23 protein-coding genes are annotated in these 21570 nt (G+C 62.5%); 14 read left to right on the top strand and 9 right to left on the bottom strand.

Features of this window, described 5'->3' with window-relative positions; genetic code table 11:
- The first annotated feature begins 37 nt into the window (after nucleotides 1-37).
- The 7 genes from DBR16_RS12070 (at nucleotide 38) to rplS (ending at nucleotide 7353) form a co-directional block, all read left to right on the top strand.
- A complete protein-coding gene (locus DBR16_RS12070; RefSeq protein ID WP_109261482.1) occupies nucleotides 38-637 on the top strand; it encodes a hypothetical protein in 600 nt (199 codons plus the stop codon).
- Between the two features lie 29 nt (nucleotides 638-666).
- Entirely contained in the window at nucleotides 667-1245 is a 579-nt protein-coding gene (locus tag DBR16_RS12065) for a hypothetical protein (RefSeq protein ID WP_125184561.1), read from the top strand.
- Between the two features lie 2 nt (nucleotides 1246-1247).
- On the top strand, nucleotides 1248-1880 hold the full coding sequence (locus DBR16_RS12060; RefSeq protein ID WP_109261480.1) for a hypothetical protein: 633 nt from the start codon (nucleotides 1248-1250) through the stop codon (nucleotides 1878-1880).
- A gap of 114 nt (nucleotides 1881-1994) precedes the next feature.
- Entirely contained in the window at nucleotides 1995-4856 is a 2862-nt protein-coding gene (locus DBR16_RS12055; RefSeq protein ID WP_233347811.1) for an AAA family ATPase, read from the top strand.
- Nucleotides 4853-6199 carry an McrC family protein gene (locus DBR16_RS12050; protein ID WP_109261479.1) on the top strand — a complete coding sequence of 449 codons (1347 nt, stop codon included), beginning with the start codon at nucleotides 4853-4855 and terminating at the stop codon, nucleotides 6197-6199. Before DBR16_RS12055 ends, DBR16_RS12050 begins: the two co-directional genes overlap by 4 nt.
- Nucleotides 6200-6247: 48 nt before the next feature.
- A complete protein-coding gene (gene trmD, locus DBR16_RS12045; protein WP_109261478.1) occupies nucleotides 6248-6958 on the top strand; it encodes a tRNA (guanosine(37)-N1)-methyltransferase TrmD in 711 nt (236 codons plus the stop codon).
- Nucleotides 6955-7353, top strand: coding sequence for a 50S ribosomal protein L19 (gene rplS / locus DBR16_RS12040; protein WP_109261477.1), 399 nt, complete (start codon nucleotides 6955-6957; stop codon nucleotides 7351-7353). The genes trmD and rplS overlap by 4 nt, the downstream gene beginning before the upstream one ends.
- 127 nt (nucleotides 7354-7480) lie before the next feature.
- On the opposite strand, the gene arsC is transcribed toward rplS, so the two are convergent.
- A complete protein-coding gene (gene arsC, locus DBR16_RS12035; RefSeq protein WP_109261476.1) occupies nucleotides 7481-7828 on the bottom strand; it encodes an arsenate reductase (glutaredoxin) in 348 nt (115 codons plus the stop codon).
- A complete protein-coding gene (locus DBR16_RS12030; protein ID WP_233347809.1) occupies nucleotides 7818-8657 on the bottom strand; it encodes an HpcH/HpaI aldolase/citrate lyase family protein in 840 nt (279 codons plus the stop codon). Before DBR16_RS12030 ends, arsC begins: the two co-directional genes overlap by 11 nt.
- 35 nt (nucleotides 8658-8692) lie before the next feature.
- Between DBR16_RS12030 and DBR16_RS12025 the strand changes: the two genes are divergently transcribed.
- Nucleotides 8693-9523, top strand: a complete 831-nt coding sequence (locus DBR16_RS12025) for a PfkB family carbohydrate kinase (RefSeq protein WP_109261474.1) — start codon at nucleotides 8693-8695, stop codon at nucleotides 9521-9523.
- A gap of 9 nt (nucleotides 9524-9532) precedes the next feature.
- Nucleotides 9533-10666: a serine hydrolase domain-containing protein gene (locus DBR16_RS12020; protein WP_109261473.1), complete on the top strand. Its 1134-nt coding sequence runs from the start codon at nucleotides 9533-9535 to the stop codon at nucleotides 10664-10666.
- Nucleotides 10667-10969: 303 nt separating this feature from the next.
- On the opposite strand, the gene DBR16_RS12015 is transcribed toward DBR16_RS12020, so the two are convergent.
- A complete protein-coding gene (locus DBR16_RS12015; RefSeq protein WP_109261472.1) occupies nucleotides 10970-11926 on the bottom strand; it encodes an alpha/beta fold hydrolase in 957 nt (318 codons plus the stop codon).
- Nucleotides 11923-12813, bottom strand: a complete 891-nt coding sequence (gene rarD / locus DBR16_RS12010) for an EamA family transporter RarD (protein WP_109261471.1) — start codon at nucleotides 12811-12813, stop codon at nucleotides 11923-11925. The genes DBR16_RS12015 and rarD overlap by 4 nt, the downstream gene beginning before the upstream one ends.
- A gap of 225 nt (nucleotides 12814-13038) precedes the next feature.
- Between rarD and DBR16_RS12005 the strand changes: the two genes are divergently transcribed.
- Nucleotides 13039-14907, top strand: a complete 1869-nt coding sequence (locus DBR16_RS12005) for an SLC13 family permease (protein ID WP_109261868.1) — start codon at nucleotides 13039-13041, stop codon at nucleotides 14905-14907.
- 3 nt (nucleotides 14908-14910) lie between these two features.
- Here the strand turns inward: DBR16_RS12005 and DBR16_RS12000 are convergent, their stop codons facing one another.
- Entirely contained in the window at nucleotides 14911-15924 is a 1014-nt protein-coding gene (locus DBR16_RS12000; protein WP_109261867.1) for an aspartate-semialdehyde dehydrogenase, read from the bottom strand.
- Nucleotides 15925-16182: 258 nt separating this feature from the next.
- Between DBR16_RS12000 and DBR16_RS14025 the strand changes: the two genes are divergently transcribed.
- On the top strand, nucleotides 16183-16335 hold the full coding sequence (locus DBR16_RS14025; protein WP_161539502.1) for a hypothetical protein: 153 nt from the start codon (nucleotides 16183-16185) through the stop codon (nucleotides 16333-16335).
- On the opposite strand, the gene DBR16_RS11995 is transcribed toward DBR16_RS14025, so the two are convergent.
- Nucleotides 16296-16649 (bottom strand): hypothetical protein, encoded by a 354-nt coding sequence (locus DBR16_RS11995; protein ID WP_109261470.1) that lies wholly within the window; start codon nucleotides 16647-16649, stop codon nucleotides 16296-16298. The genes DBR16_RS14025 and DBR16_RS11995 overlap by 40 nt on opposite strands.
- A gap of 307 nt (nucleotides 16650-16956) precedes the next feature.
- On the opposite strand from DBR16_RS11995, the gene DBR16_RS11990 reads away from it, so the two are divergent.
- On the top strand, nucleotides 16957-17169 hold the full coding sequence (locus DBR16_RS11990) for a cold-shock protein (RefSeq protein ID WP_109261469.1): 213 nt from the start codon (nucleotides 16957-16959) through the stop codon (nucleotides 17167-17169).
- Nucleotides 17170-17242: 73 nt separating this feature from the next.
- Here DBR16_RS11990 and DBR16_RS11985 read toward each other — a convergent pair whose 3' ends face one another.
- Nucleotides 17243-18244 (bottom strand): glycerophosphodiester phosphodiesterase family protein, encoded by a 1002-nt coding sequence (locus tag DBR16_RS11985; RefSeq protein WP_233347807.1) that lies wholly within the window; start codon nucleotides 18242-18244, stop codon nucleotides 17243-17245.
- Nucleotides 18245-18307: 63 nt separating this feature from the next.
- Here DBR16_RS11985 and DBR16_RS11980 point away from each other — a divergent pair, with 63 nt between their 5' ends.
- Nucleotides 18308-18832 (top strand): hypothetical protein, encoded by a 525-nt coding sequence (locus DBR16_RS11980; protein ID WP_109261468.1) that lies wholly within the window; start codon nucleotides 18308-18310, stop codon nucleotides 18830-18832.
- Here DBR16_RS11980 and DBR16_RS11975 read toward each other — a convergent pair.
- Both DBR16_RS11975 and DBR16_RS11970 read right to left on the bottom strand, forming a co-directional pair.
- Nucleotides 18829-19137, bottom strand: coding sequence for a hypothetical protein (locus tag DBR16_RS11975; RefSeq protein WP_109261467.1), 309 nt, complete (start codon nucleotides 19135-19137; stop codon nucleotides 18829-18831). The genes DBR16_RS11980 and DBR16_RS11975 overlap by 4 nt on opposite strands.
- A 94-nt stretch (nucleotides 19138-19231) precedes the next feature.
- A complete protein-coding gene (locus DBR16_RS11970) occupies nucleotides 19232-19411 on the bottom strand; it encodes a hypothetical protein (RefSeq protein WP_109261466.1) in 180 nt (59 codons plus the stop codon).
- A gap of 171 nt (nucleotides 19412-19582) precedes the next feature.
- Between DBR16_RS11970 and DBR16_RS11965 the strand changes: the two genes are divergently transcribed.
- Complete coding sequence (locus DBR16_RS11965; protein ID WP_233347805.1) at nucleotides 19583-21511, top strand: transglycosylase domain-containing protein; 1929 nt, start codon at nucleotides 19583-19585, stop codon at nucleotides 21509-21511.
- Nucleotides 21512-21570 lie beyond the last annotated feature (59 nt).

Below are 21570 nucleotides of genomic sequence, written 5' to 3'. Positions count from 1 at the left end.
TGCTAGGGTTGTACTCCAGCACAGGGGAGAGTGTGTCATGGTGTGGATTCTGGGCCTTCTGTTGTCGGCGGCGTTTGTGCCACCGGAGGGGGCGGCCCCCGCGGCCGATACTGTCTATTGCGATGCGGTTTTCCAGACCCGCAGCGGGCGCGCCTTCCGCATTGTTCCCGACTGCCCGGATGTTGAAAACCGCGAATTGATGGAAGACCAGGTGCGCCGCCAGATCAGAGACGCAACGCCCGTCCTGAATGATCTCAGCGTGCGCGGCATGACCGGCCGGGTCTTCTTCCGTCCCGAACAGGTTGATGGCGAAACCGTCTGGCGCGTCCAGCCCGGCGTGATTTCGCGCATCAATGCCTATTATCCGCTGAATGCCTATCGCAGCGCGGTCAGCGGGGCCTGTACGGCGACTTATGACGTGATTGAAGGCGTGCCGGAGAATATCTGCATCCGTTGCCGGGCGAGCGATTTCCGCGGCGAATTCATCCGCGAGATGCGGCGCGCCATCCGCCGTTCGCATTACGTCAATACGGGCACGCCCCTGCCGCAGACCTACCGGGTGGATTTTCCGCATCCCGAAAACCCCTCGCCGGGATTTCCCGATGTGCCGGATTGTGCCGATAGCGGGGAGGATTGATGATGATCGGGACGCTGCCGGCAAGTTTGATGTTATTCGCTTCCTCACTCCAGGGCGTTGGTGTGGAAGGCGATCCCGGCCTTGCATACTGCGATGTCCGCTTTGACATGCTTTACGGGCATCCCGTGCGGATTCGCTCCGACTGTCCGGACGTCGAGAATGCCGAGGCCATGCGTGAACAATCGTATGCCCAGCTTCGCGATGCGCAGCCGGCCCTGATGGACATCAACCGCCGGGACAATGAGGGGCGAGTCTATTACCGCTTTGAAGATCACGGGGATTTTGTCTGGTGGCGCCTGCAGCCCGGAGTGATCACTCAGATAGAACCTGAGTATCCTGACTATGCCCGCCGGATGGGTGTCACGGCGGCCTGTTCGGCATCCTATGATATTGTTGAAGGTCAGCCTCGGAATATCTGTATCAGCTGCCGGGCCAGCGAGATGAGGGGGCGGTTCATTGACGAGATGCGGCGGGCGATAAGGCGGACCTATTACGTCAATCATGATGCGCCTGCAGCCATGACTTATCAGTATTCATTCGAACAGGACCAAGCGGGCGCTCCGGAGTTTCCAGACATTCCCTTCTGTTCGGAGGCCGGGGAGGATTGAATATGATTGAACTGGCCCTTGCCCTGCTATTGCAATCTGCCCAGCCGGCCGAAACGGCCTGTATCCTGGATGTCAAAACGCGCCGCCGGGGCGATGAATACCGCATCATCGAGGTCGATGTCGGCTGTCCGCCCGATGCCGGGGATGCCGCCGCCCTGCAGGCGGTTGCGGAAAGAACGGTCAGCCTCATGGACACGGGCCGTATCCGTCATGCCGGATTGCTGACCGCCCGTGAGGTCCGCTTCCGGCGTGCAGACGATGGCAGCTGGCAGGCCGTACCGGGGCAGATGGTAATTTCCATTCCGGCCACCATGCCGGTGCGCATGATGATGGACGGCTACCGCACCCTGTCCTGTTCCTGGGCCACCGAGCCCGATTTTCGCGGGCGCCCGGCATCGCCGCGCGTAACCTGCTATGTCGATGGCAGCGTCGGACCCGGACACGCCATCCGCGCAGGTGAAAACATGGTTGAGGAGGTGATCCGCAACACGCGGTTTTTGCCGGCACCGGCGGCGTATTGCTTCCAGGACGAGGTCCGCGTCGTCTCGACCGCCATCGATGTGACCGGCGGGCGTTACAACAATGACAACGCAATCACGCCCGATACGCGGCCCCTGCCGCAGCTTTGTGGGTAGGGGCGGGGATGATTGAACTAAGGCGGGAACACACTTTTCGCGCACTAATAAGAGACAACTTCATTCTCTCGTCTAAAATCGCCGACGAATTTAGCACTTCGTGAGCCCAGAGACATGAGAGAAGACGGCTTCAGGGAATGGTTGGACCGCAGAGGCATTGCGCCGAAAGCCGCGCGCACCCGTATCTATGCGGTGCGCACGATCGAGAAAAATCTTGATGCCTTGGGATTTTCCTACGCCGACCTGGGGGAGGCATGGCAGGCCGACGAATTTGAAAGCTTGCGGCAACGCCTGAAGGCCCTGCGGGATGATTTCAAATCGGGCGGCCACGATTTCCAGATTCTGATGCGGGAATCGGAAAAACCGGTCGGCCGATTGACCAGTTGGTCGAGCTGGCTGGCGCAGTATGGCCGCTTTCTGGCCGGCGATCCGCCGGGGCGTCTGAAAGATGCCGACCGGATTCGCCAGTATGTGCTCGATGACATCATCACGCCGGCGCGGCTACGCGGCGAGCGCGAGGCCGAAGTGAGGGTCAGCGAAGTCAACAGCGCGCTGGGCCTGAATGAGGCCTGGCCAAATATCTGTCAGGCGCTGGCCGGTAGAAAATTTCAGGATATCGCGCAAATCCCGGAACCGGAACGCTTGGGCAAGGATCAGAGCTCCGCGACGGTATTCCGGTTCAATCTGGCCGCGGATGTCATTGACCGTGCAGCCCTCGAAAAGATGCGGCGCGCCTTTCTGGCGGAGAGCCCGGATTTCAAGAGTTTCACCAATCCCGGAGAGGGTTGGGCGCGCGGCGAGAAAGCCTACAAACTTGCCGCGATGGACCGTGTGCAGGCCGTTCTGGCCGAAGCGCCGGATGATGAAGACCTCGGCAAACAGGTTTTCGAGATTATGAAAACTGCCGGCAAGGACAGTCCGTTTGTCCGCTGGCAAACTGAAGATTCGGTCGCCAAGGCGGGGCCGGACCAGCTCGGCGAATTCCACCGCATCATCGGGCAGCTTGTGCGGTCGCAAGAGGACGCTGGCGACTCGCTACAGATGGCCTTTGAGGCCCTCGGAGGGCTTGAGACGAAAGGCGGCCGCCACATCACGCAAGGCGAACGGGTCAATATTCTTTTCTCGGCTCTTGCCATGGTCCGCCCCATGGAGGCCGCTCCGGTCAAGGTGACCCGTTTTGATTGGGCATGGCGCTTCCTGACAGGAAATAAGCTGTTTTCCGGCGGCCTGCGAAACATGGCCACAGACTATCAGCGCTTCCGATCCGTTTTTGCGCAGCTGTTTGAAATCATGCGCGATGATTGGGGCTGGGATCCCCAGGACTGGCTGGACATCCAGGGCTTTCTCTGGATCGCCTCTCACCAGCATTTCAGCGCCGGACTCAAACCGGAAGACGCCTTGTCTCTTGAACAAGCGCGGGAGAACGACATGACGACCCGTCCCGAAAACCTCATTCTTTACGGCCCGCCCGGAACCGGAAAGACCTATGCGACCGCCGCTGAGGCCTTGCGCCTTTGCGGGGTGGATGTGCCCGATGACCGCGAGGCGGTGATGGAGGCCTATCAGGAGCTGGTCAAAGCCGGTCGCATCGAGTTTGTGACTTTCCACCAGTCCATGTCCTACGAGGATTTTGTCGAAGGCCGCCGGCCCGAAACCGGATCAAGTGAAGGCGAGGAGACCAACGCGTCCGGATTCAGGCTGGAGACCAAGCCCGGCATATTCAGACGGATTGCGAGGCGGGCGGAGTCCAGTCGCGGACGGCGGCTGGGTGCCGACGCGATAACGCTCGAAGGCAGGCGGGTTTTCAAAATGTCGATCGGTGAGGCGAGCAATCCTGATAACGCGCACCTTTTCGAGGAAGCCATCGATGAGGGCTGCACCATTCTGGGGTATGCCGATATCGACTGGACGGACGAAAAATACGCCGACCGCCACGAGATCATGAAAGCGGTCAAGGAGCAGGCCCCGGAATTCGAAGCAAACAATAACAGCTCTGGCGCGGTTCGAATGCCGGCAACTTTCCGGAACGAAATGGCCGAAGGCGACCTGATCGTTGTATCAAAAGGCAATCACTATTTCCGGGCGATTGGAGAGATCACAGGCGATTACCAGTTCCGGCCCCGGGAAGAAGGCGGGTATGCGCATCGCAGGCCCGTAAACTGGCTTTGGGTTGACCGTGAAGGTGTTCCCGCCACTGAAATTCACGACACCAATTTCACCCAGTCGACCATTCACAGTCTAAAGGCCGGACGGCTGAACACTGCCGCTCTGGAGCGCTATATCAACAGCCAGCGCGAGGATGGCGTTTCATCCGAACCCGAACCCTTTGTGCTAATCATTGACGAGATCAATCGCGCAAACATCTCGAAAGTGTTCGGCGAGCTGATCACCCTGCTGGAGGCTGACAAACGCCTCGGCCAACCCAATGCCCTTAGGGTTCGCCTACCATATTCGGAACAGCCATTCGGGGTGCCTTCCAACCTTCATATCATTGGCACGATGAATACGGCGGACCGGTCAATTGCTCTGCTGGACACCGCGCTCCGGCGGCGGTTCACCTTCAGAGAAATGATGCCGGACCCGTCGATTCTGGACGAAGCTGCAGAGGCATGTGGTCGGAATTTGCCCGTCATTCTCGAAACCCTGAATGCCAGGATTGAATACCTTTATGATCGCGAACATCAGATCGGGCATGCCTATTTCACCGGATGCCGGTCGCGGGCGGAGGTCGATGGCGTCATGCGGCACAAGGTGATTCCGCTGCTTGCCGAGTATTTCTTCGAGGACTGGTCAAAGATCGCCGCTGTGCTGGGCGATCTGGAACCGGGTGAAAACGAAATCCGGGGCGGATTTCTGAACCGGATCATCCTCCATCCGCCGCCCGGATTTGAGGACGTTGATGCCTCTCCGCAATTCAGATGGTCGATCCGCCCGGAGGCGGAGGGTTTTGACTATTCCGGACTGGACGACTCATGATCCGCCGCACTGTTCGTGAGTGGCAGCGGATCGGTTATGGCGACGATGATGCCACGATCCCCGAAACACAGGCCGACCGGCTGGCGGCTGCAGCGCGGCAATCGGGCTTTGCCGGGAAAAGCGGCACGGGCGTACTGGACCACGGTCGGAAATCCCTGCGGGCCAAAGGGGTTGTCGGCGTTATTTCGGCGCCCGGATGCCAGCTGGAAATCCTGCCGAAGATCGAGAGCGGCGGCGAAAGCGAAGTCGCAGATTCGGTTCTTCGCGAGCGGCTGATTCACATGCTGGCTGTGGTTTATGACTTGCCGGTTGAGTCCGGGCCTGTCGCGAAGCTGGGCTGGCAACGCGACACTGTGCTGGAAATTCTGATCCGGTTGTTTGGCCGGAAGTTGATGGACGCCGTCCGCCGGGGCATGCCGCGCCAATATCTAGAACATCAAGATGAATTGCCTGCGATGCGGGGACGGCTCGATATCACCCGGCAGTTCTCGCGGCTGGCCGCCTCGCCGCAGATCCTAGCCTGCACTTTTGATGATCTTTCGCCGGACCACGCGCTCAATCAGGTGATGAAGGCGGTTGTGACCAAACTCTCCCGGCTGAGCCAGTCTCCAGATACGGCGAAAATCCTGCGGGAATTGAGCTTCATCTATTCGGACGTAACAGCCGTTTCCGCTGCGGCGCTGCGGTGGGACAGGATTGTCATTGACCGAACCAATGAGCGCTGGCGTGATCTGCTCTCCTTCGCCCGGCTTTTCCTGACGGACCGGTATCAGCAGACACAGTCGGGTCTGGTTGATGGGCACGCGCTGTTGTTCGAAATGAACATGCTATTCGAAGCCTATATTGCCCGTTTGCTGAAACGTGCGCTGGCTGGAACAGGGTATCGGGTGGCGTCCCAGGGCGGCTTGCGGAATTGTCTCTACGAGGGCGAAAAAGGCCGGTTCCAGACCCGGCCGGACATTCTGGTGTCTCAGGGCCGTCAGATCAGGCTGGTCATCGATACCAAGTGGAAGCGGCTGTTTCCGCAGAGCCAGGATCCCAAGCTGGGCATCAGCCAGTCAGATGTCTATCAATTGATGGCTTACAGCCAGCTCTACGAAGCCGAGCAGGTCATGTTGCTGTATCCACATCATGGCGGACTGCAGGCTGGTCCTGAGGTCCGGTCATACACAATCGGTTCTGCCAATGCCGATGAGCGGCTGAATGTCGCGACGCATGATTTGACCACGCCCCGGGAGAACCAGCGAGCCTGTATCGCTCGAATGATGCTGGGCATTCTTGATGTCGGCGAAGACAAGGTCACCCTGCCACCAGAAATGATGAGCACGGCCGGAGTGCCCTAACACCCCCGACTCGCCAAGCTCACCGCCCTCTGCTAAACGCCGCGCACCATGTTCACCGCCAGCGTTCTCACCCTCTTTCCGGAGGCCTTTCCGGGGCCTCTCGGCGTCTCCCTGATCGGGGCTGCGCAAAAGAAGGGTTTATGGGCGCTAGAAACGGTGGACATCCGGAAATTTTCCCGTCATAAGCACGCCTCCGTTGACGACACGCCTGCTGGCGGCGGGGCCGGAATGGTCTTGCGCCCGGATGTGGCGGCAGCGGCAATTGATGCGGTGGACGCCTCTTTTGAAGAGGAACGGCCGCGGATCTATCTGACGCCACGGGGCCGTCCGTTCAGCCAATCCCGCGCAAGGGAGCTGGCCGCGGGCCCCGGCCTTGTGGTGTTTTGCGGGCGTTTTGAAGGCCTTGACGAAAGGGTCATCAAGACGCGGCAGCTGGAAGAGATCAGCGTCGGTGACGCGGTTCTCGCCGGCGGCGAAGCGGCCGCGCTCTGCCTCATCGAGGCGTGCGTGCGTCTGATCCCCGGGGTTTTGGGGGATCCGGCCTCGGCCGAGGAGGAAAGTTTCGAGGGTGATCTCCTCGAATACCCCCAATATACGCGTCCGCGCGTGTGGGAGGGGGAGGAGATCCCGGAAGTGCTGTTGTCTGGTGATCATGGCCGCGTGGCCAGCTGGCGCCGGGAAATGGCGGAGAAAGTGACGCAGGAGCGACGTCCGGATTTGTGGGAACGCCACATCCGCCGGCAAGGAGACAAGCGATGAACCTCATCGAGAAGATTGAAAAAGACGAAGCTGCACGGGTGATCGGCGAGAAAACCCATCCGGACTTCGATCAGGGCGATACGCTGAAAGTGCATGTCCGCATCAAAGAGGGCGAGCGCGAGCGGATCCAGGTGTTTGAAGGCGTCTGCCTCGGCCGCTCCGGTGCCGGCCTGCAGGAGAGCTTCACCGTCCGCAAGATTTCCTTCGGTGAAGGTGTCGAGCGCGTCTTCCCGCTCTACTCGCCGAATGTCGAGCAGGTCGAGGTTGTCCGCCGGGGTACGGTGCGCCGCGCCAAGCTGTATTATCTGCGCAATCGCCGCGGCAAGTCCGCCCGCATCGCCGAGCGCACGACCGGCCGCAATATGGAAAACGGCCGCGAGAAGAAAGCCGAATAGGTTTTCCGGTACCGCCGCGCTGTTCCGCAGTTGCGGATAACAGAATAGAAAAGCCCGCCCTCACCGGCGGGCTTTTTGTTTTTATGCCCTTGCCGCTATCCGGGGTTTCGGGTTCAGCCCGGCGGGCTCAGAGAATTTCCAGAACCTTTTCCGGCGGCCGGCCCAGCGCCGCCCGCTCGCCATGGATCACCACCGGGCGCTCGATCAGCTTGGGGTGTGCGGCCATGGCTTCGAGCAGTTTTGTCTCGTCCTTGACATGCTTGAGGTCCAGCGCCCGGTAATCGGCCTCCCCGGTGCGCATCCAGTCGCGGGCCGAGGCAAAGCCCAGTTTTTTGAGCACGGCCTTCAGCTCGTCCACGGACGGGACATCCTCCAGATATTCGCGCACATGCGGCTCAACGCCCTTCTGGCGTAACAGCGCCAGGGTTTCGCGGGATTTTGTGCAGCGGGGATTGTGCCAGATTTCAAGTGTCATCCTGGTCCTCAACCTGTTTCAGCATGGCTTCGGCCTCGGCCAGATGCAGGCGCTCGGCCATTGTGCCTTCAAAGGGAATGGCGCCCTTGCCCGCGTTCTCCGGCAGGGCGAAAGCCGCCACCAGGCGGCGGGCGCGGGCGATCTCGTCCGCATCCGGCCCGAAAGCGGTATTGGCACCGGCCACCTGCGAGGGATGGATCAGCGTCTTGCCGGCAAAGCCCAGCGCCTTTCCGGCGCGCGCCTCGGCCATGAAGCCGGCCTCATCTGTATAGGCGTTATAGACGCCATCCAGCGGGACAAGGTCCCAGGCCCGGCCCGCAGCCAGAATGGCGGCGAGATGCGGGATCAGCGCTTCGCGGGCCTTGGCTTTCATCGTCTTGGCGAGGTCATTGGTCCCGGCGATCAGCCCGGCCAGGCCCAGAAGGGCGGCGGCCTCGCCGATCTCGCGCAGGTAAAACAGGGCTTTCGGGGTCTCGATCATCGCCCACAGGGGCGGGCCGTCAGGGATCAGAAGGCGTGCGGCCTGCAGATTGGCTATGGTTTCCACCTTGGGCAGGACGATGGCATCGGCCTCACATGCGGCAGCGATATCCCCACCCTCCAGGCCGGAGCCGATGGCATTGACGCGCACCGCGCGGATCGCGCCGCTGCCGGACCATTGCTCCAGAGCCTCAGAGACGCGGCCGCGGGCTTCGATTTTCTCGTCAGGACCTGCCGCATCCTCGAGATCGAGGATCAGCATGTCCGCGCCCAGCCCGGTGGCCTTTTCAATGGCGCGCGGCCGCGATCCCGGCACGAAAAGGGCGGAGCGGACCGGTCGAATCGGCATCTGGTCAGTCATGAATCTGCCTATAACATGGGGAAATGCCGCACGTCCTGATTCTCTCTTCTCTTGTTGCAGGCAGCCGCGTGGGCGGGCGCGTGGCGGTGTCGGCGCTGGAGGCGCGCGGCATCGACACGGTGTTTGTGCCCACCGTGCTTCTGGGCCGTCATCCCGGCCATGGCGCGCCGGGTGGCGGGGCGGTGCCGGCCGAACAATTCGGCTCGATGCTAGAAGGTGTCGCCGCGCACGGCCTGTTCGGGCAGTTTGATGCGGTTCTGACCGGCTATTTTGCCAGCGTGGAGCAGGTGGAGATCGCCGCGGTCGCGATTCAGGAAATCCGCACGGCGTCGCCTCACCCCCTCATCGTTATCGATCCGATCATCGGCGATGACGGGACGCTCTATGTGCCGGAAGCGGTGGCCGCGGCGATCCGCGATCTTCTGCTGCCGCTGGCGGATATCATCACCCCGAACGCGTTCGAGCTGGGCTGGCTGGGCGGGCGGGAAATCACGACGGCGGAGGATTTCATCGCGGCTGCCGGCGCGCTATCTCCCGTCACCTTCATGACTTCGGCGCGGTTTGGCGGCCGTTTCGGCACGGCCTATCATGCCCAGGGCGAAGCGGCGCTGGCGAGTCATGCCGAGCTGGAGGCGCCGCCCAATGGCACCGGTGATCTTTTCACCGCGGAATTACTGGCCGGACTGGTGACCGGCACGCGCCCGGGCGAGGCGTTCGAGACGGCCGCCCGCAATACGCTCGATACCGTCCTGAAAGCCCGTGACGGGACAGCGTTTGAATTGCCGGACATTTCTGCACGCCAGCATTCCCTTCACCCTGACGCCAGGATTGATCTGCACCCGCTGAAGGACTAGCAAACCGCCATGACCGACACACCCGATATCAGTGGCTATACGGCGCCCGGCCTTGAACCCGTCCGCGAGGTCTTTGCCTCGCTGTGGGAGGGCGCGGATGAAATCGGCGCCGCCTTCGCCATTGAAATGGATGGCAAGCCGCTTGTCGATCTCTGGGGCGGATGGACCAGCAAGAAGCACGAGGCCGAATGGGCAAGGGAGACGATTGTGCCGGTCTTCTCGACCAGCAAGGCGATTACCGCTCTCGTTATGGGCTGGCTGAAGGATCAGGGTCATTTTGCCTTCCGCGACCGCGTCGCCGATCACTGGCCGGCTTTCGCGCAGGCGGGCAAGGGCGAGATCACCATTGCGCAAGCGCTCTCGCATCAGGCGGGCCTGCCGGGACTCATCGAACCGATGGAAGCCAGCGACTGGTTTGACCGAGACTTTATCGAGGCGCGCATTGCCGCCCAGGCTCCGCTCTGGCCACCGGGGCAAGGCTCCGGCTACAGCCCGCTCGTCTATGGCTTCATCGCTGATGCCATTGCCCGGCGCACTGATGGCCGCTCGATTGGCGATATCCTGAAAGACGAAATCGCCGGTCCGCGCGGCATCGATTTTTTCATCGGCACGCCGGAAAGCGAGCATGCGCGCACCGCCGAGCACCGCCTGCCTCCCAAAGCGCCCGATCTGGGCGAGATCAATGACGTAACAAAGCTCGCCTTCCTCAAGCCCTGGTCCAGCCCCGGCCGCCGCGGTGCAGTCGAATGGCGCAAGGCCGAATTTCCCGCCGCCAATGGTCATGGCAATGCCCGGTCCATCGCCACGCTGATGGGGCTTTACGCCAATGAAGGCCGGCTCGGCGGGGACCAGATTGTCTCGCCTGAGACAATCGCCGAACTCATGGCTGAACAGGTGCGCGGACCCGACCGGGTTCTGCCCTTTGAGCTGTCGCTCGGCATGGGCGTGATGCGCAATACGACCAACGGATTTTACGGGCCGGAGACCGCCAGTATCGGTCATTACGGCATGGGTGGATCGTGCGGTTTTGCCGATCCGGTGCGCCACCTCTCCGGCAGCTATACGCCCTGCCAGCTCAGCTTCCACCTCGCCGGTGATCCGCGCGCGGTGAAGCTGATCAATGCGGTTTACGGGTGTTTGTGACGATTTGCGTGCTTCGAGGCGTTGTTTTCCTCCCCCGTTCACGGGGGAGGTGGCAGCGAAGCTGACGGAGGGGGCCAGCCCCCCTCGTCCTGGAGCCTGTCCTCGGGCCGACCAAAGGTCGGACCCGTGGAGGCCACTCCCCCCGCAAGCAGGGGGAGAAAGACTGAGCGTGTGCCCGAGGGTGAGGTTTTCTGTGGCGTTTCCCTCCGACTTGATTGGAGGGTCTCAGGAGATCATCCCGCCCCCTCCACCGCTACGCGGTCCCCCTCCCCCGTAAACGGGGGAGGAAAACGGTCATAGCTTTCACCCAAACCGCCTTGTCACCCATTCCTCGATGAAGGCGGCGAGCTCATCGGGCTTTTCCCACATCGTCCAGTGGCCGCAGCCTTCCAGAACATGGGATTCGAGATCCGAACACAGGGCCGGCATCCATTGCATCAGCATGGGCGGCAGCATGAAATCGGCATCCGCCGCGATCATCAGGCAGGGCAGGGACAGGCGGTGATCGACCCCGCCCATGCGCTCCCAGTTGCGGTCGAAATTGCGGTAGACATGGGTGGGCGTGACCGCCCCGGTTTTCGCATAGGCTTTTGCATAGACGCTGCGATCGGCGGCCGGCACGACCAGCTCCGTTTCCGGGCGGCCGGGGTGTTTTTTGAAATTCCGGATGATGTGGGTGACGCCGGGAAAGAGCCTGTCCAGCATCTCCGCGGGCGGCGGGGCGGCGAAGATGTAGTTGAAGAAGGCCTCCTCCCTGCCTTCAAATGCTTCGCGGACCGTCTCCGGGTCCTGGAAGCGGAGAATGTAGTGATCCTCACCGCCCATCATTTTGAAGGCCTCCGAAGGCGGGGTGGAGGGGCGCGGCAGGTGCGGGGTGTTGACGCCGATCGCGCCGAGAAAGCGCTCCGGTTTGAGGCAGGCGGCCTGCCACATGATGATGCCGCCCCAGTCATGGCCGCACCAGACGGCCTTTTCGATCCCCAGCGTGTCCAGCAGACCGGTCAGGTCCGCCGTCATTTCGTCAATGCCGTAAAGATCCGGATCCTCCGGCGCATCGGAGGCGCCGAAACCCTTGAGGTCGGGTGCGATCACCCGGAAGCCGGCCTTGACCAGATGCTCCCAGACCGGCTTCCAGGAATAGCCGAGCTCCGGCCAGCCATGGATCAGGAGGAGGGGCAGACCGTCCTCCGGCCCGCCGATATGGACGGACAATTCGATATCATGGCTTCTGACACGGACCGGATCGGGAAAAGAGGTCATGAGGGCATTACCTTTCGTCGGCGCAGCATGGAGACGGTGAAACAGCCCAGCCCCGCCCAGATGAAGGCGAAGGTCAGCGCATGTGCCGCCGTGAACGGCTCACCATAGGCGACGGCGACGGCAAATTGCAGGCTCGGCGCGATAAATTGCAACAGGCCGACGGTTGCAAAGTGCAGCCCGCGCGCGCCGATGATGAAGAGGAGGAGCGGGGCGACCGTCATCGGTCCGGCCATGATCAAAAGGAAAGCCTGCAGCCACCCGTCGGTGAAATGCCCTGCCGGCGAGGTCTCGATGAAGGTCAGGACGATCAGCGAGGGCAGGAAGATGACCAGCGTCTCGACAAAGAGGCCGACCCGCCCGTCCACGGCAATCGTCTTGCGGATATAGGCATAGACCGTGAAGGAGCCGGCCAGCGCCAGCGCGATCAGGGGCAGGCTGCCGACGGCGATGATCTGGTTGATGACGCCGATGGCGGCCAGCAGGATGGCGGCGGCGCGCCACCAGCCGAAGCTTTCGCGGAAGACGAGGATGCCGACGGCGACATTCATCAACGGGTTGATGTAATAGCCGAGCGAGACTTCCAGCACCCGGTCGACCTGGACCGCATAGATGAAGAGCCACCAGTTGGCGGCGATCAGGAGGCCGGAAAAGACCAGCAGGCCCAGCGTTTTCGGCCGGGTCAGGACCGAAATCACGGTCCCCCAGCTGCGCGCCAGCCAGATGACCAGCGCCAGGGTCGGCACCGACCAGACGGCGCGGTGGAGCACGATCTCCGCCGCCCCGGCAAAGCCGAGCAGCTTGTAGAAAACCGGCGACAGCCCCCAGATCGTATAGGAGGCGATGGCGGCAGAGGCGGCGCGGACGGTCGAAGTCTCGGAATCAGGCATGCACAGCCTCCGGTCAGGAGAGGCTGTTTAGGCGGCCCGGCCCGATCCGGCGACCCGGAAATTGCGGTCAGGGGATCACATTTCTGCGCGCCCTGTTTCAGGGGCGGCGGCACCTCGCCAGCCCGGTGATGGCCCGGCCTGCCAATGACGCTTAACGCCAAAAAAGGCTTTGATTAAACGGCCTTGTTCTGATCGTGTATGCCGGTCAGCCCGGAAGCCCTGCCCATGACCCTCCCCCAGATACTTGTCTTCGCGATCCTCGCCGCCACGATGGGTCTGTTCCTCTGGGACCGGGTCCGGCATGACATTGTGGCGCTTGCCGCATTGATGGCCTGCGTGGTGGCCGGGCTGGTGCCGACGGCCGAGGCCTTTTCCGGCTTTGGCCATCCGGCGGTGATTACCGTGGCCAGCGTGCTGGTCCTGAGCCAGGGATTGCACAATACCGGCGCCGTCGACTGGCTGGCGCGCACCGTGCTGCCAAACAATGCCGGGCTTCTGGTCAGCATGGGCGCGCTGATCGGGCTGGGCGCGCTGTTGTCGGGCTTCATGAACAATGTTGGCGCCATGGCGCTCCTGATGCCGGTCGCCCTGCAGGTTTCCAAACGGCTGGACATGACGCCCGGGCAGGTGCTGATGCCGCTGGCCTTCGGCACCATTCTGGGCGGCATGACGACGCTGATCGGCACACCGCCCAATCTGATCGTCTCGGGCTTCCGGGCCGAAGCCGGTCTGGGACATTTCGGCATGTTCGATTTCGCGCCCGTCGGAGTGGCGGTGGCCCTGGCTGGAGTGGTCTTCATCGTGCTGGCCGGATGGCGGCTGGTACCCGCGCGCAAGACGACCGGGGCAGAGGGTTTTGACACCGGCACCTATCTGACCGAGGTGCGCGTGCCGGAGGACAGCAAGGCAGTCGGCCAGACCCTGCGCGCCTTTGAGCGCGGCATCGAGGACAGTGAGGCGCAAATCGTCGGACTGGTCCGCAATGAGGTGCGGATGACCGCGCCCCATGGCGGACGGCGTATCCTCGCGGACGATATTCTGGTGCTGGAAGCCGATGTCGAAACGCTGGCCAAGGCCTTGTCGGTCTACGGCATCCGGCTGGAAGAGGAGGGGTCATCCTCGCAAGACAGCGAAACAGATGCGGAGACGGCCGCGAAATCCGCCAGATCCGTAGATGACACCGTAAAAGCCGAGGCGGCGAAAGACGACGACGAGGAGGACGATGCGAAGCGCGACGAGGATATCGTGCTGCGCGAACTGGCCGTCCTGCCCGGGTCCACGATTGTCGGCCGTTCGGCCACCGATTTGCGCCTGCGCACGCGCTACGGACTGAACCTGCTGGCGGTTTCCCGCGAGGATCACCCGCCTAAGGCGCGGCTGCGGACGCTGAAGCTGAAATCGGGCGATCTGTTATTGATGCAGGGTCCGGCCGAGGTCATGACGGACTTCATCAATGACACCGGCTGTGTGCCGCTGGGCGAACGCGAATTGCGCATCCCCGACAAGCGCATGGCGATCATCGCCGGCGCGATCATGCTGGGATCGGTGGGCATCGTCACCGCCGGTTTGTTGCCGGCCGCGGCCGCCTTTGTTCTGGGGGTGATTGCGTCAATGCTCCTGCGCACGGTTCCGCCGCGGCAGGTCTATACCACGATTGACTGGCCGGTGATCGTGCTTCTGGCGGCCCTGATCCCGTTTGCGGGCGCAATGCAGGTCACGGGTGCCGCCGACGTGCTGGCGCGGTTTCTGGTGGAGACCGTCGCGCAGGGCAATGCCATTGCCGCGCTGGCGGTTGTGCTGGTGACCACCATGTTCCTGTCGGACGTGATGAACAATGCCGCCACCGCCGCCGTGCTCTGCCCTATCGCCCTTGGCATTGCCGGCACGTTGGGGGTCAATCCGGACACTTTCCTGATGGCCGTGGCCATCGGGGCCTCCTGCGCCTTCCTGACCCCTATCGGTCACCAGAACAATACGCTGATCCTCGGCCCCGGCGGGTTCCGCTTCGGCGATTACTGGCGGCTGGGCCTGCCGGTCGAGGTGCTGGTGGTCGCGGTCAGCATTCCGATGCTGCTGATCATCTGGCCCTTGTGAGCCTCAGATCAGGCCGCGATTATTGAGCGCTTCGGCGATCTGCACGGCATTGAGGGCTGCACCCTTGCGCAGATTGTCGGCCACCACCCAGAAGGCAAGGCCGTGCTCGACGCTGGGGTCCTCGCGCACGCGGGAGACGAAGACGGCAAATTCGCCGACGCTTTCCACCGGCGTGACATAGCCATCATCCTCACGGCTGTCGATCAGCATCAGGCCCGGGGATTCGCGCAACAGATCGCGCGCCTCCTTGGCGCTGATCGCCTTGCCGAATTCGGCGTGCACGGACAGGCCGTGGCCGACAAAGACGGGCACCCGCACGCAGGTCGCCACCACGCGGATGGCCGGATCGAGCATTTTATGGGTCTCATCGACCATTTTCTGCTCTTCGGTCGTCACGCCGCCTTTGAGCAGATCGCCAATGCGCGGGATGACGTTGAAGGCGATCTGCTTGGTGAATTGATGCTTTTCTACCGGATCATTGACGAAAATGCCGCGCGTCTGCCGCCAGAGCTCATCCATGGCCGCATGGCCCGCGCCGGAGACCGACTGATAGGTCGAGACCGAGATCCGGTTGATGCCGGCCCGATCATGCAGCGGTTTCAGGGCCACGACGAGCTGGATGGTCGAGCAGTTCGGATTGGCGACGATGCGCCGTGTCTTCGCGCCGTCGAGCGCCTCGGGATTCACTTCCGGCACGACGAGCGGTACGTCGTCATCCATGCGGAAAGCCGAGGAATTGTCCACCAGCATCGCCCCGGCCGCGGTGATTTTCGGCGCATATTCGCGCGCGACATCCGCCCCCGCCGACATCAGCACCAGATCGACCTTCGAGAAATCGAAAGTGGCGGCGTCCTTCACCTTCAGGTCGCGGTCGCCATAGGAGACTTCCACGCCCATGGATTTGCGCGAGGCCAGGGCGTAGATCTCGTCGGCCGGGAAGAGGCGCTCTTCCAGAATGGTCAGCATTTCCTTGCCGACCGCGCCCGTGGCACCGAGAACCGCAACTTTCAAACCCATGATGGCCATCCTTGTCTTTGAACATGTGATGCGGGGCATATACCCTTTGCCGGCGTTTAGGGAGAGGCGATGTGAATCTCCTGCCTGAAAGCCTGCATTCCGGCAGGTATTCCGCCGCGCAAGCGCCGGACTGTCCAGACCACGCCGAGGGATGTCTTGCGGCCGGATTCAAACGATACCGCTCCGCCCCGAAGCTGAGGCATTGCGGCCGGCCTGATCCCTGTTTTCCGTATTCCGGATACGGTCTATGATAATGGTATGTCTGTCTGGTCCATTCTCGGTGTGCTTCTGAACGCGGCCATTTTTACCGGCCTGTGGATGATCGACGCCCGCCCGCGGCGCGAGGCGGATGCGGGCTCTGATCCCGGGCCTCACCGCGAAGATGGCGGCTCCGCCTCGTCCTCGTCCTGAGGCCCGGGCCGCGACGAGCGCCACAGCGCCCAGGCGGCATAGATCACAATCACGAGGATGAGCGCCCATTCCAGCACCGAACCGCCAAGCAGGACCGGACGGGTGATGGCGTCCAGACTGGCAAAATTCTGCATCCAGCCGGCTTCCATCCGTTCGGAATCAAAGCCGATGAAGACGGCAATCCCGATCAGAACCGCCGCCACCAGCCCCGCCAGCCGCATCATGGCGGCCGGATTGATCAGATCGCGCGACTGTTTCGCCTTGCGTTCCCGCGCCCTGTAGGTGCGGTCGAGGAAATCCCTGCGGCGGTTCATTTGTCCTCCATCCGGTTCAAAACACAGGACTGGCCAGTCCTGCAAAGTCGCGGGTCAATGCCGGTTTGAGACCTCACAAAGACTTTGATTGCGTTGTCATACATTTTCAGGCATAAGCCGCCTTGCACGGGCGGCCTTGTTTTTAGGCCCGGCGGAAACACAGACTGTCCTATTTGCTTTCCTGAGTCATCAGGCACTTAAGACTTCAGACTTTCCCCGATACAGCATGTCCGTCGCCCCGCCGGGACGCCGGCTGGGCTATGATTGCTAATGTGGTGGACGCACCGCTCGAGGAAGGTCCTCTATTATGGCCCAAGGTACGGTCAAATTCTTTAACCACAGCAAAGGCTTCGGCTTTATCACCCCGGACGAGGGCGGCGCGGATGTGTTTGTTCACATCTCTGCGGTCAACGCATCGGGTCTGCCAGGTCTCGAAGACGGTCAACGTGTCACTTTCGACACCGAGCCCGATCGCCGTGGCAAAGGACCCAAGGCTGTGAACCTGCAATACGCAGAGTAATCACGCCGCCGTTCTGGTTCCAGGACAGGCAAGCGGCCGCCGGATCATCCGGCGGCCGTTTTCTTTTGCGCACCTATTGCTCCGCCATGTCCTGACGCACCTCGACCGGCGTGGCCGGAAAATCGGTGAAGACGGCATCGACGCCGAGCGTATAGAGGGCGCGCAATTCATCCTCCACCGTGTCGCCGACCAGCGGGTCCCGGTCATCGCGCACGGTCCAGACATGCACATCCAGGCCCAGCGCATGGGCCTCTTCCAGCAATCCCGTCGATGCGCCGTCCGGGCCCAGCAGCAGGGCCTTGTTCGCCCCGAGCGCGTCGGCAAACTGCGCGATGGCGTGCAGCGGATAACCGTTCATATTGCCGCCCGGCTCGTCCGGCGCGGAATAGAGCATGGCGAGACGGACGGGCGATGTTGCCTCCATCCGGATCAGGAAAAGCGGATCAAAGGACTGTACGACGACCGGCGCGTCCGCGGAAAACAGATCATGATCCCGCAGCGCCTGATTGAGGAGCGGCAGGGGATCGAGACCGGCGGCGGCGAACCCGGCGGGATGTTTGACTTCCGGTTCGAGGCCGATGGTGCAGGCGCATTCGGCCTCCGCCTCATCGACCAGGGTCAGGATTTCCTCGAAAGTCGGTATATTGAACAGGCCGTTGAATTCCTGGGCCCGTGTCGCAATGGGCTGTATGGCGCGCAGCGTGCGCAGCTCCTCCAGCGTGAAATCAAACACCCACCAGTCCATGCGTCCGCCGAATTCATGCTGGCGGTCCGCAAATTCGGGATGGTCCGCAACATTTGTCGTGGTCGACAGATAGGCGTCATGACGCGCCACAAGCACACCATCGGCGGTGACGACAAGATCGGGTTCAATGACATCCGCGCCCTGTTCAATCGCCAGCGCATAGGCTTCCAGCGTGTGTTCCGGCAAATCGCCGCTGGCCCCGCGATGGGCAATGACGGCGGGCTGAACGCCCGTGCGTGTATTCCATATCACGGGTTGTTCCGAAGATGAATCCGGGCCCGGCGTACAGGCCATCACGCCCAGGCTGACCAGCAAAATTGCGATACGCATGATGGCACTCCCCATTCCTGTGCCAACAGGTTAGCCTGTCTTTATGACGAATGGGAGGCAGAGATGAGTACGCCGACACGTTTTGACACACTGGCACAGGCTGCAGGCCGCTATGGCGAGGCGAGTCTGGAAAATTACGCCCTTGTCCGCTCCCTTGCCGAACGGATCTCGACCGGCTTCTGCAAATATCTCGGCGACAAGAAGAAATGCGTCCATCTGGTGCCGCCCGAAGGGCCCTTCTCGCCGATGGAATACGGGTCCGGTGCCTTTTCCGTTTCCGGCCAGCGCTTTCTGCCCCTGGGGGCCATCGGGTTCGGCCTGGCCGTTCGGGTTTCGCATACCGGCGACTGGATCCGCATCGTATTGTCAGCGGAGAAGGAAGGGCCGGACCTGGATGTGGCCATTGCCGGCGGGCGAAATTTCGCATTCCGCCTGCCGATCAGCGAAGAGCGGCTGGAGGAATTCTTCGCCCTGATGTTCGAGCACCTTACCGACTGGTTCAATGATCAGGCCGACCATTATGCCAATGGCGTTTATGGCGGGGGCGGAATGGGCTTTGAGTTCATCCACGCCGACCAGAGTGCCTAATCGCGCGCCGCCTCCAGCCATTGCGCGGCCCCGGTCAGGCCGGAAACCTGCGACTGGAACCAGCTGACGGCGTCGCCCATTTCGACCGGCTGGACGCCAAGGGCGCTGGCCGCGGCCAGTCCGGTTGAGGCGGCCGCCCCGAGAAGGGCGGTCGAGACGCCGCGGCGGCGCAGGACAAAGCCGACGATATGCCGGAGGCTGTCAAACAGCCATCGCGACCCGAATAACCGTACGGCGCTGCCGATGATCAGCGCGGCGCCGGCCGAAACCAGAACCAGATCCATTTCCGTTGGTAAAAAGGACATGCCTGCCTCCCCTGTTGGTGAAGCCAGACAACATGATGACGCTTGAGCGAAAGCTGAAAACCTTGCTCATCCCGCATTCATGAAAGCGCCGGCCTCAGGGCCAGTCCGGAGGCTCTCCCCCGCCGGGCTGATCGCCCGAACAATAGGGCCAGTTCGGATCACTCGGACCATTGCCTTCGCAGGTGGCGGGCCGGCCCTCATAAGGTGTGATGCAGCCCGAAAGGGCGAGCGCGCCGGACGCTGCCAGAAGAATGACGCTGATACGCTTCAACATGAAATCCCCTCTCAGCTCCTGTTGAAGGAGCTGCAGCCATGGTGGGGCAGGGCTGGCGGACGCGCAAGGGGCGCAGATGATGAATTGCCTTATTCACGCCGCCTTAACGCCGTCAGGCGATCAAGCTTGCAGGAATAATCACGGTGAGTCCTGACAGGAGCCAGACCTTCCTTGAGCGATAACAGAAAACCCCCCGCCCCCTGGCGGCGGCGTCAGAGCCCGCGGCGCAGACCGGCGCGTGGAAACGGTCCGGGCTTTGGCTGGATTCGTCTGGTCCTGTCGCTGGCGGTGATCGGTTTTCTGGCCGTGTCCGCCTTTCTGGTGGCGATTACGCGTGATCTGCCCAATGTCTCGGAAATCGATCTGGCGCAGCCGCGTCTCGGCGGCGAAGTCTATCTCGACCGCGACGGACAGGTGATTTCGCGGCGCGGGGCCAGCCGCGGCGTCTCGTTATCGGTGGACGAGTTGCCGGACTATCTGGTCAATGCGGTGCTCAGCGTCGAGGACCGCCGCTTCTACGAGCATTCCGGCATTGATCTGCGCGGCGTGGCGCGTGCCATGCTGGCCAATCTGCGCGCCGGCCGCGTTGTCCAGGGCGGCTCGACCATCAGCCAGCAGCTGGCCAAGAATCTGTTCCTGACCCCGGAGCGGACATTCGTGCGGAAAATCCAGGAAATGGTGCTGGCCTGGCAGCTGGAGCAGCGTTTTTCCAAGGACGAGATCCTCGCCCTTTATCTCGACCGCGTCTATTTCGGCGCCGGAGCCTATGGCGTCGAAGCCGCCGCCCAGCGCTATTTCGGCCGCTCGGCACGCCATGTCTCGCTCGGAGAGGCGGCGCTGCTGGCCGGGCTGTTGAAGGCCCCCTCCCGCTATTCGCCGGCCAATGATCTGCAACGCGCCGCCGCGCGGGCCACCGTGGTGCTGGATCTGATGTATGAAACCGGCCGCATCACCGAGGCAGAGCGCATCGAGGCGGCGCAAACTCCCATCCGCGTCGCCCGCGCGGCCTCCACGCCGGGCGCGGGATATTTCATCGATTCGATCGAGCAGGAGGCCCGCACGCTGGCCGGTGACCGGGCAGCCGATATCATCGTCTTCACCACGCTGGACATTGACGCCCAGCGCGCCGCGGAAAATGCCGTACGGTCTGTGATGACCGATCCGGACACTGCCCGCGGCGCCGGTCAGGCCGCCCTGGTGGCCCTGTCCGGAGACGGGGCGATCCGGGCCATGGTGGGCGGGGTGGATTATGCCGCCAGCCCCTATAACCGTGCGCTCAATGCCCGGCGGCAGCCCGGCTCGGCGTTCAAGGTTTTTGTCTATGCGTCGGCGTTTGAAGGCGGGTTACGCCCGGAAGATGTGCGCGACGACATGCCGGTGTCCTGGGGCAATTGGTCACCCGCGAATTACGATGGCCGCTATTCCGGTCCGATGACGCTGGAAACCGCGTTTTCAGAATCCTCCAATGTGGTCGCCGCGCGGGTGGCGGAAGAAACCGGGCACGGCTTTATTGCCGCCCTTGCCCGCCGTCTGGGCATTGAAAGCGAAATCCGCGTTGACCGGTCGATGGCGCTGGGCGCGTTCGAGGTGACGCCGATCGAACTGGCGACGGCCTATGCCGCCTTTGCCAATGGCGGGCTGCGCGCGCATTCCCATGCCATCGAGCGCATCGAAACCGTCGAGGGTGAGGTGTTGTGGCAATATGAGGCACCGCCCGCGGAAACCGTGCTCGATCAACGCACCCTGTCCTGGATGCGGCGCCTGCTGGAGACGACGGCGCGCTCCGGCACGGCGCGCTTCGCGGCTGTCCCGGGCACGGTGACCGGGGCGAAGACCGGCACGACGAATGACAATCGCGATGCCTGGATTGCCGGCTATACCGGCGGCCTGACGGCAGCTGTCTGGGTCGGCAATGATGATTTCTCACCCACCGACCGCGCGGCCGGGTCCGGCCCGCCGGCCGCCATTTTCCGGGCTTTCATGGCGGACGCCCCGCCGGAAGCCGGTATCCCGGCCAGCTGGACGCCGCCGGTCGTGGAGGCCGAAGAGGAACGCGATCCGATCTCATCCCTCTTGTCGCGCATCGGTGTGGGCGGCTAACCTTCATATCAGCCTTTTCCAATTGCATGGATGACGCCCGCGCGCGTCTGTGCTTGTCT

The organism is Hyphobacterium indicum (assembly GCF_003129605.1).
Classification (GTDB): Bacteria; Pseudomonadota; Alphaproteobacteria; order Caulobacterales; family Maricaulaceae; genus Hyphobacterium; species Hyphobacterium indicum.
This window is presented reverse-complemented; position numbering and strand designations above follow the sequence as displayed.

Coding starts and splice junctions, on each gene's coding strand:
- DBR16_RS14025 (WP_161539502.1), top strand. CDS start 16,183: ATGTCTGTCTGGTCCATTCTCGGTGTGCTTCTGAACGCGGCCATTTTT.
- trmD (WP_109261478.1), top strand. CDS start 6,248: ATGTTCACCGCCAGCGTTCTCACCCTCTTTCCGGAGGCCTTTCCGGGG.
- DBR16_RS11990 (WP_109261469.1), top strand. CDS start 16,957: ATGGCCCAAGGTACGGTCAAATTCTTTAACCACAGCAAAGGCTTCGGC.
- arsC (WP_109261476.1), bottom strand. CDS start 7,828: ATGACACTTGAAATCTGGCACAATCCCCGCTGCACAAAATCCCGCGAA.
- rplS (WP_109261477.1), top strand. CDS start 6,955: ATGAACCTCATCGAGAAGATTGAAAAAGACGAAGCTGCACGGGTGATC.
- DBR16_RS12000 (WP_109261867.1), bottom strand. CDS start 15,924: ATGGGTTTGAAAGTTGCGGTTCTCGGTGCCACGGGCGCGGTCGGCAAG.
- DBR16_RS11975 (WP_109261467.1), bottom strand. CDS start 19,137: ATGTCCTTTTTACCAACGGAAATGGATCTGGTTCTGGTTTCGGCCGGC.
- DBR16_RS11980 (WP_109261468.1), top strand. CDS start 18,308: ATGAGTACGCCGACACGTTTTGACACACTGGCACAGGCTGCAGGCCGC.
- DBR16_RS12060 (WP_109261480.1), top strand. CDS start 1,248: ATGATTGAACTGGCCCTTGCCCTGCTATTGCAATCTGCCCAGCCGGCC.
- DBR16_RS12055 (WP_233347811.1), top strand. CDS start 1,995: ATGAGAGAAGACGGCTTCAGGGAATGGTTGGACCGCAGAGGCATTGCG.
- DBR16_RS12020 (WP_109261473.1), top strand. CDS start 9,533: ATGACCGACACACCCGATATCAGTGGCTATACGGCGCCCGGCCTTGAA.
- DBR16_RS11970 (WP_109261466.1), bottom strand. CDS start 19,411: ATGTTGAAGCGTATCAGCGTCATTCTTCTGGCAGCGTCCGGCGCGCTC.
- DBR16_RS12005 (WP_109261868.1), top strand. CDS start 13,039: ATGACCCTCCCCCAGATACTTGTCTTCGCGATCCTCGCCGCCACGATG.
- DBR16_RS12070 (WP_109261482.1), top strand. CDS start 38: ATGGTGTGGATTCTGGGCCTTCTGTTGTCGGCGGCGTTTGTGCCACCG.
- DBR16_RS12030 (WP_233347809.1), bottom strand. CDS start 8,657: ATGCCGATTCGACCGGTCCGCTCCGCCCTTTTCGTGCCGGGATCGCGG.
- DBR16_RS12050 (WP_109261479.1), top strand. CDS start 4,853: ATGATCCGCCGCACTGTTCGTGAGTGGCAGCGGATCGGTTATGGCGAC.
- DBR16_RS12015 (WP_109261472.1), bottom strand. CDS start 11,926: ATGACCTCTTTTCCCGATCCGGTCCGTGTCAGAAGCCATGATATCGAA.
- DBR16_RS11985 (WP_233347807.1), bottom strand. CDS start 18,244: ATGCGTATCGCAATTTTGCTGGTCAGCCTGGGCGTGATGGCCTGTACG.
- rarD (WP_109261471.1), bottom strand. CDS start 12,813: ATGCCTGATTCCGAGACTTCGACCGTCCGCGCCGCCTCTGCCGCCATC.
- DBR16_RS12065 (WP_125184561.1), top strand. CDS start 667: ATGTTATTCGCTTCCTCACTCCAGGGCGTTGGTGTGGAAGGCGATCCC.
- DBR16_RS12025 (WP_109261474.1), top strand. CDS start 8,693: ATGCCGCACGTCCTGATTCTCTCTTCTCTTGTTGCAGGCAGCCGCGTG.
- DBR16_RS11995 (WP_109261470.1), bottom strand. CDS start 16,649: ATGAACCGCCGCAGGGATTTCCTCGACCGCACCTACAGGGCGCGGGAA.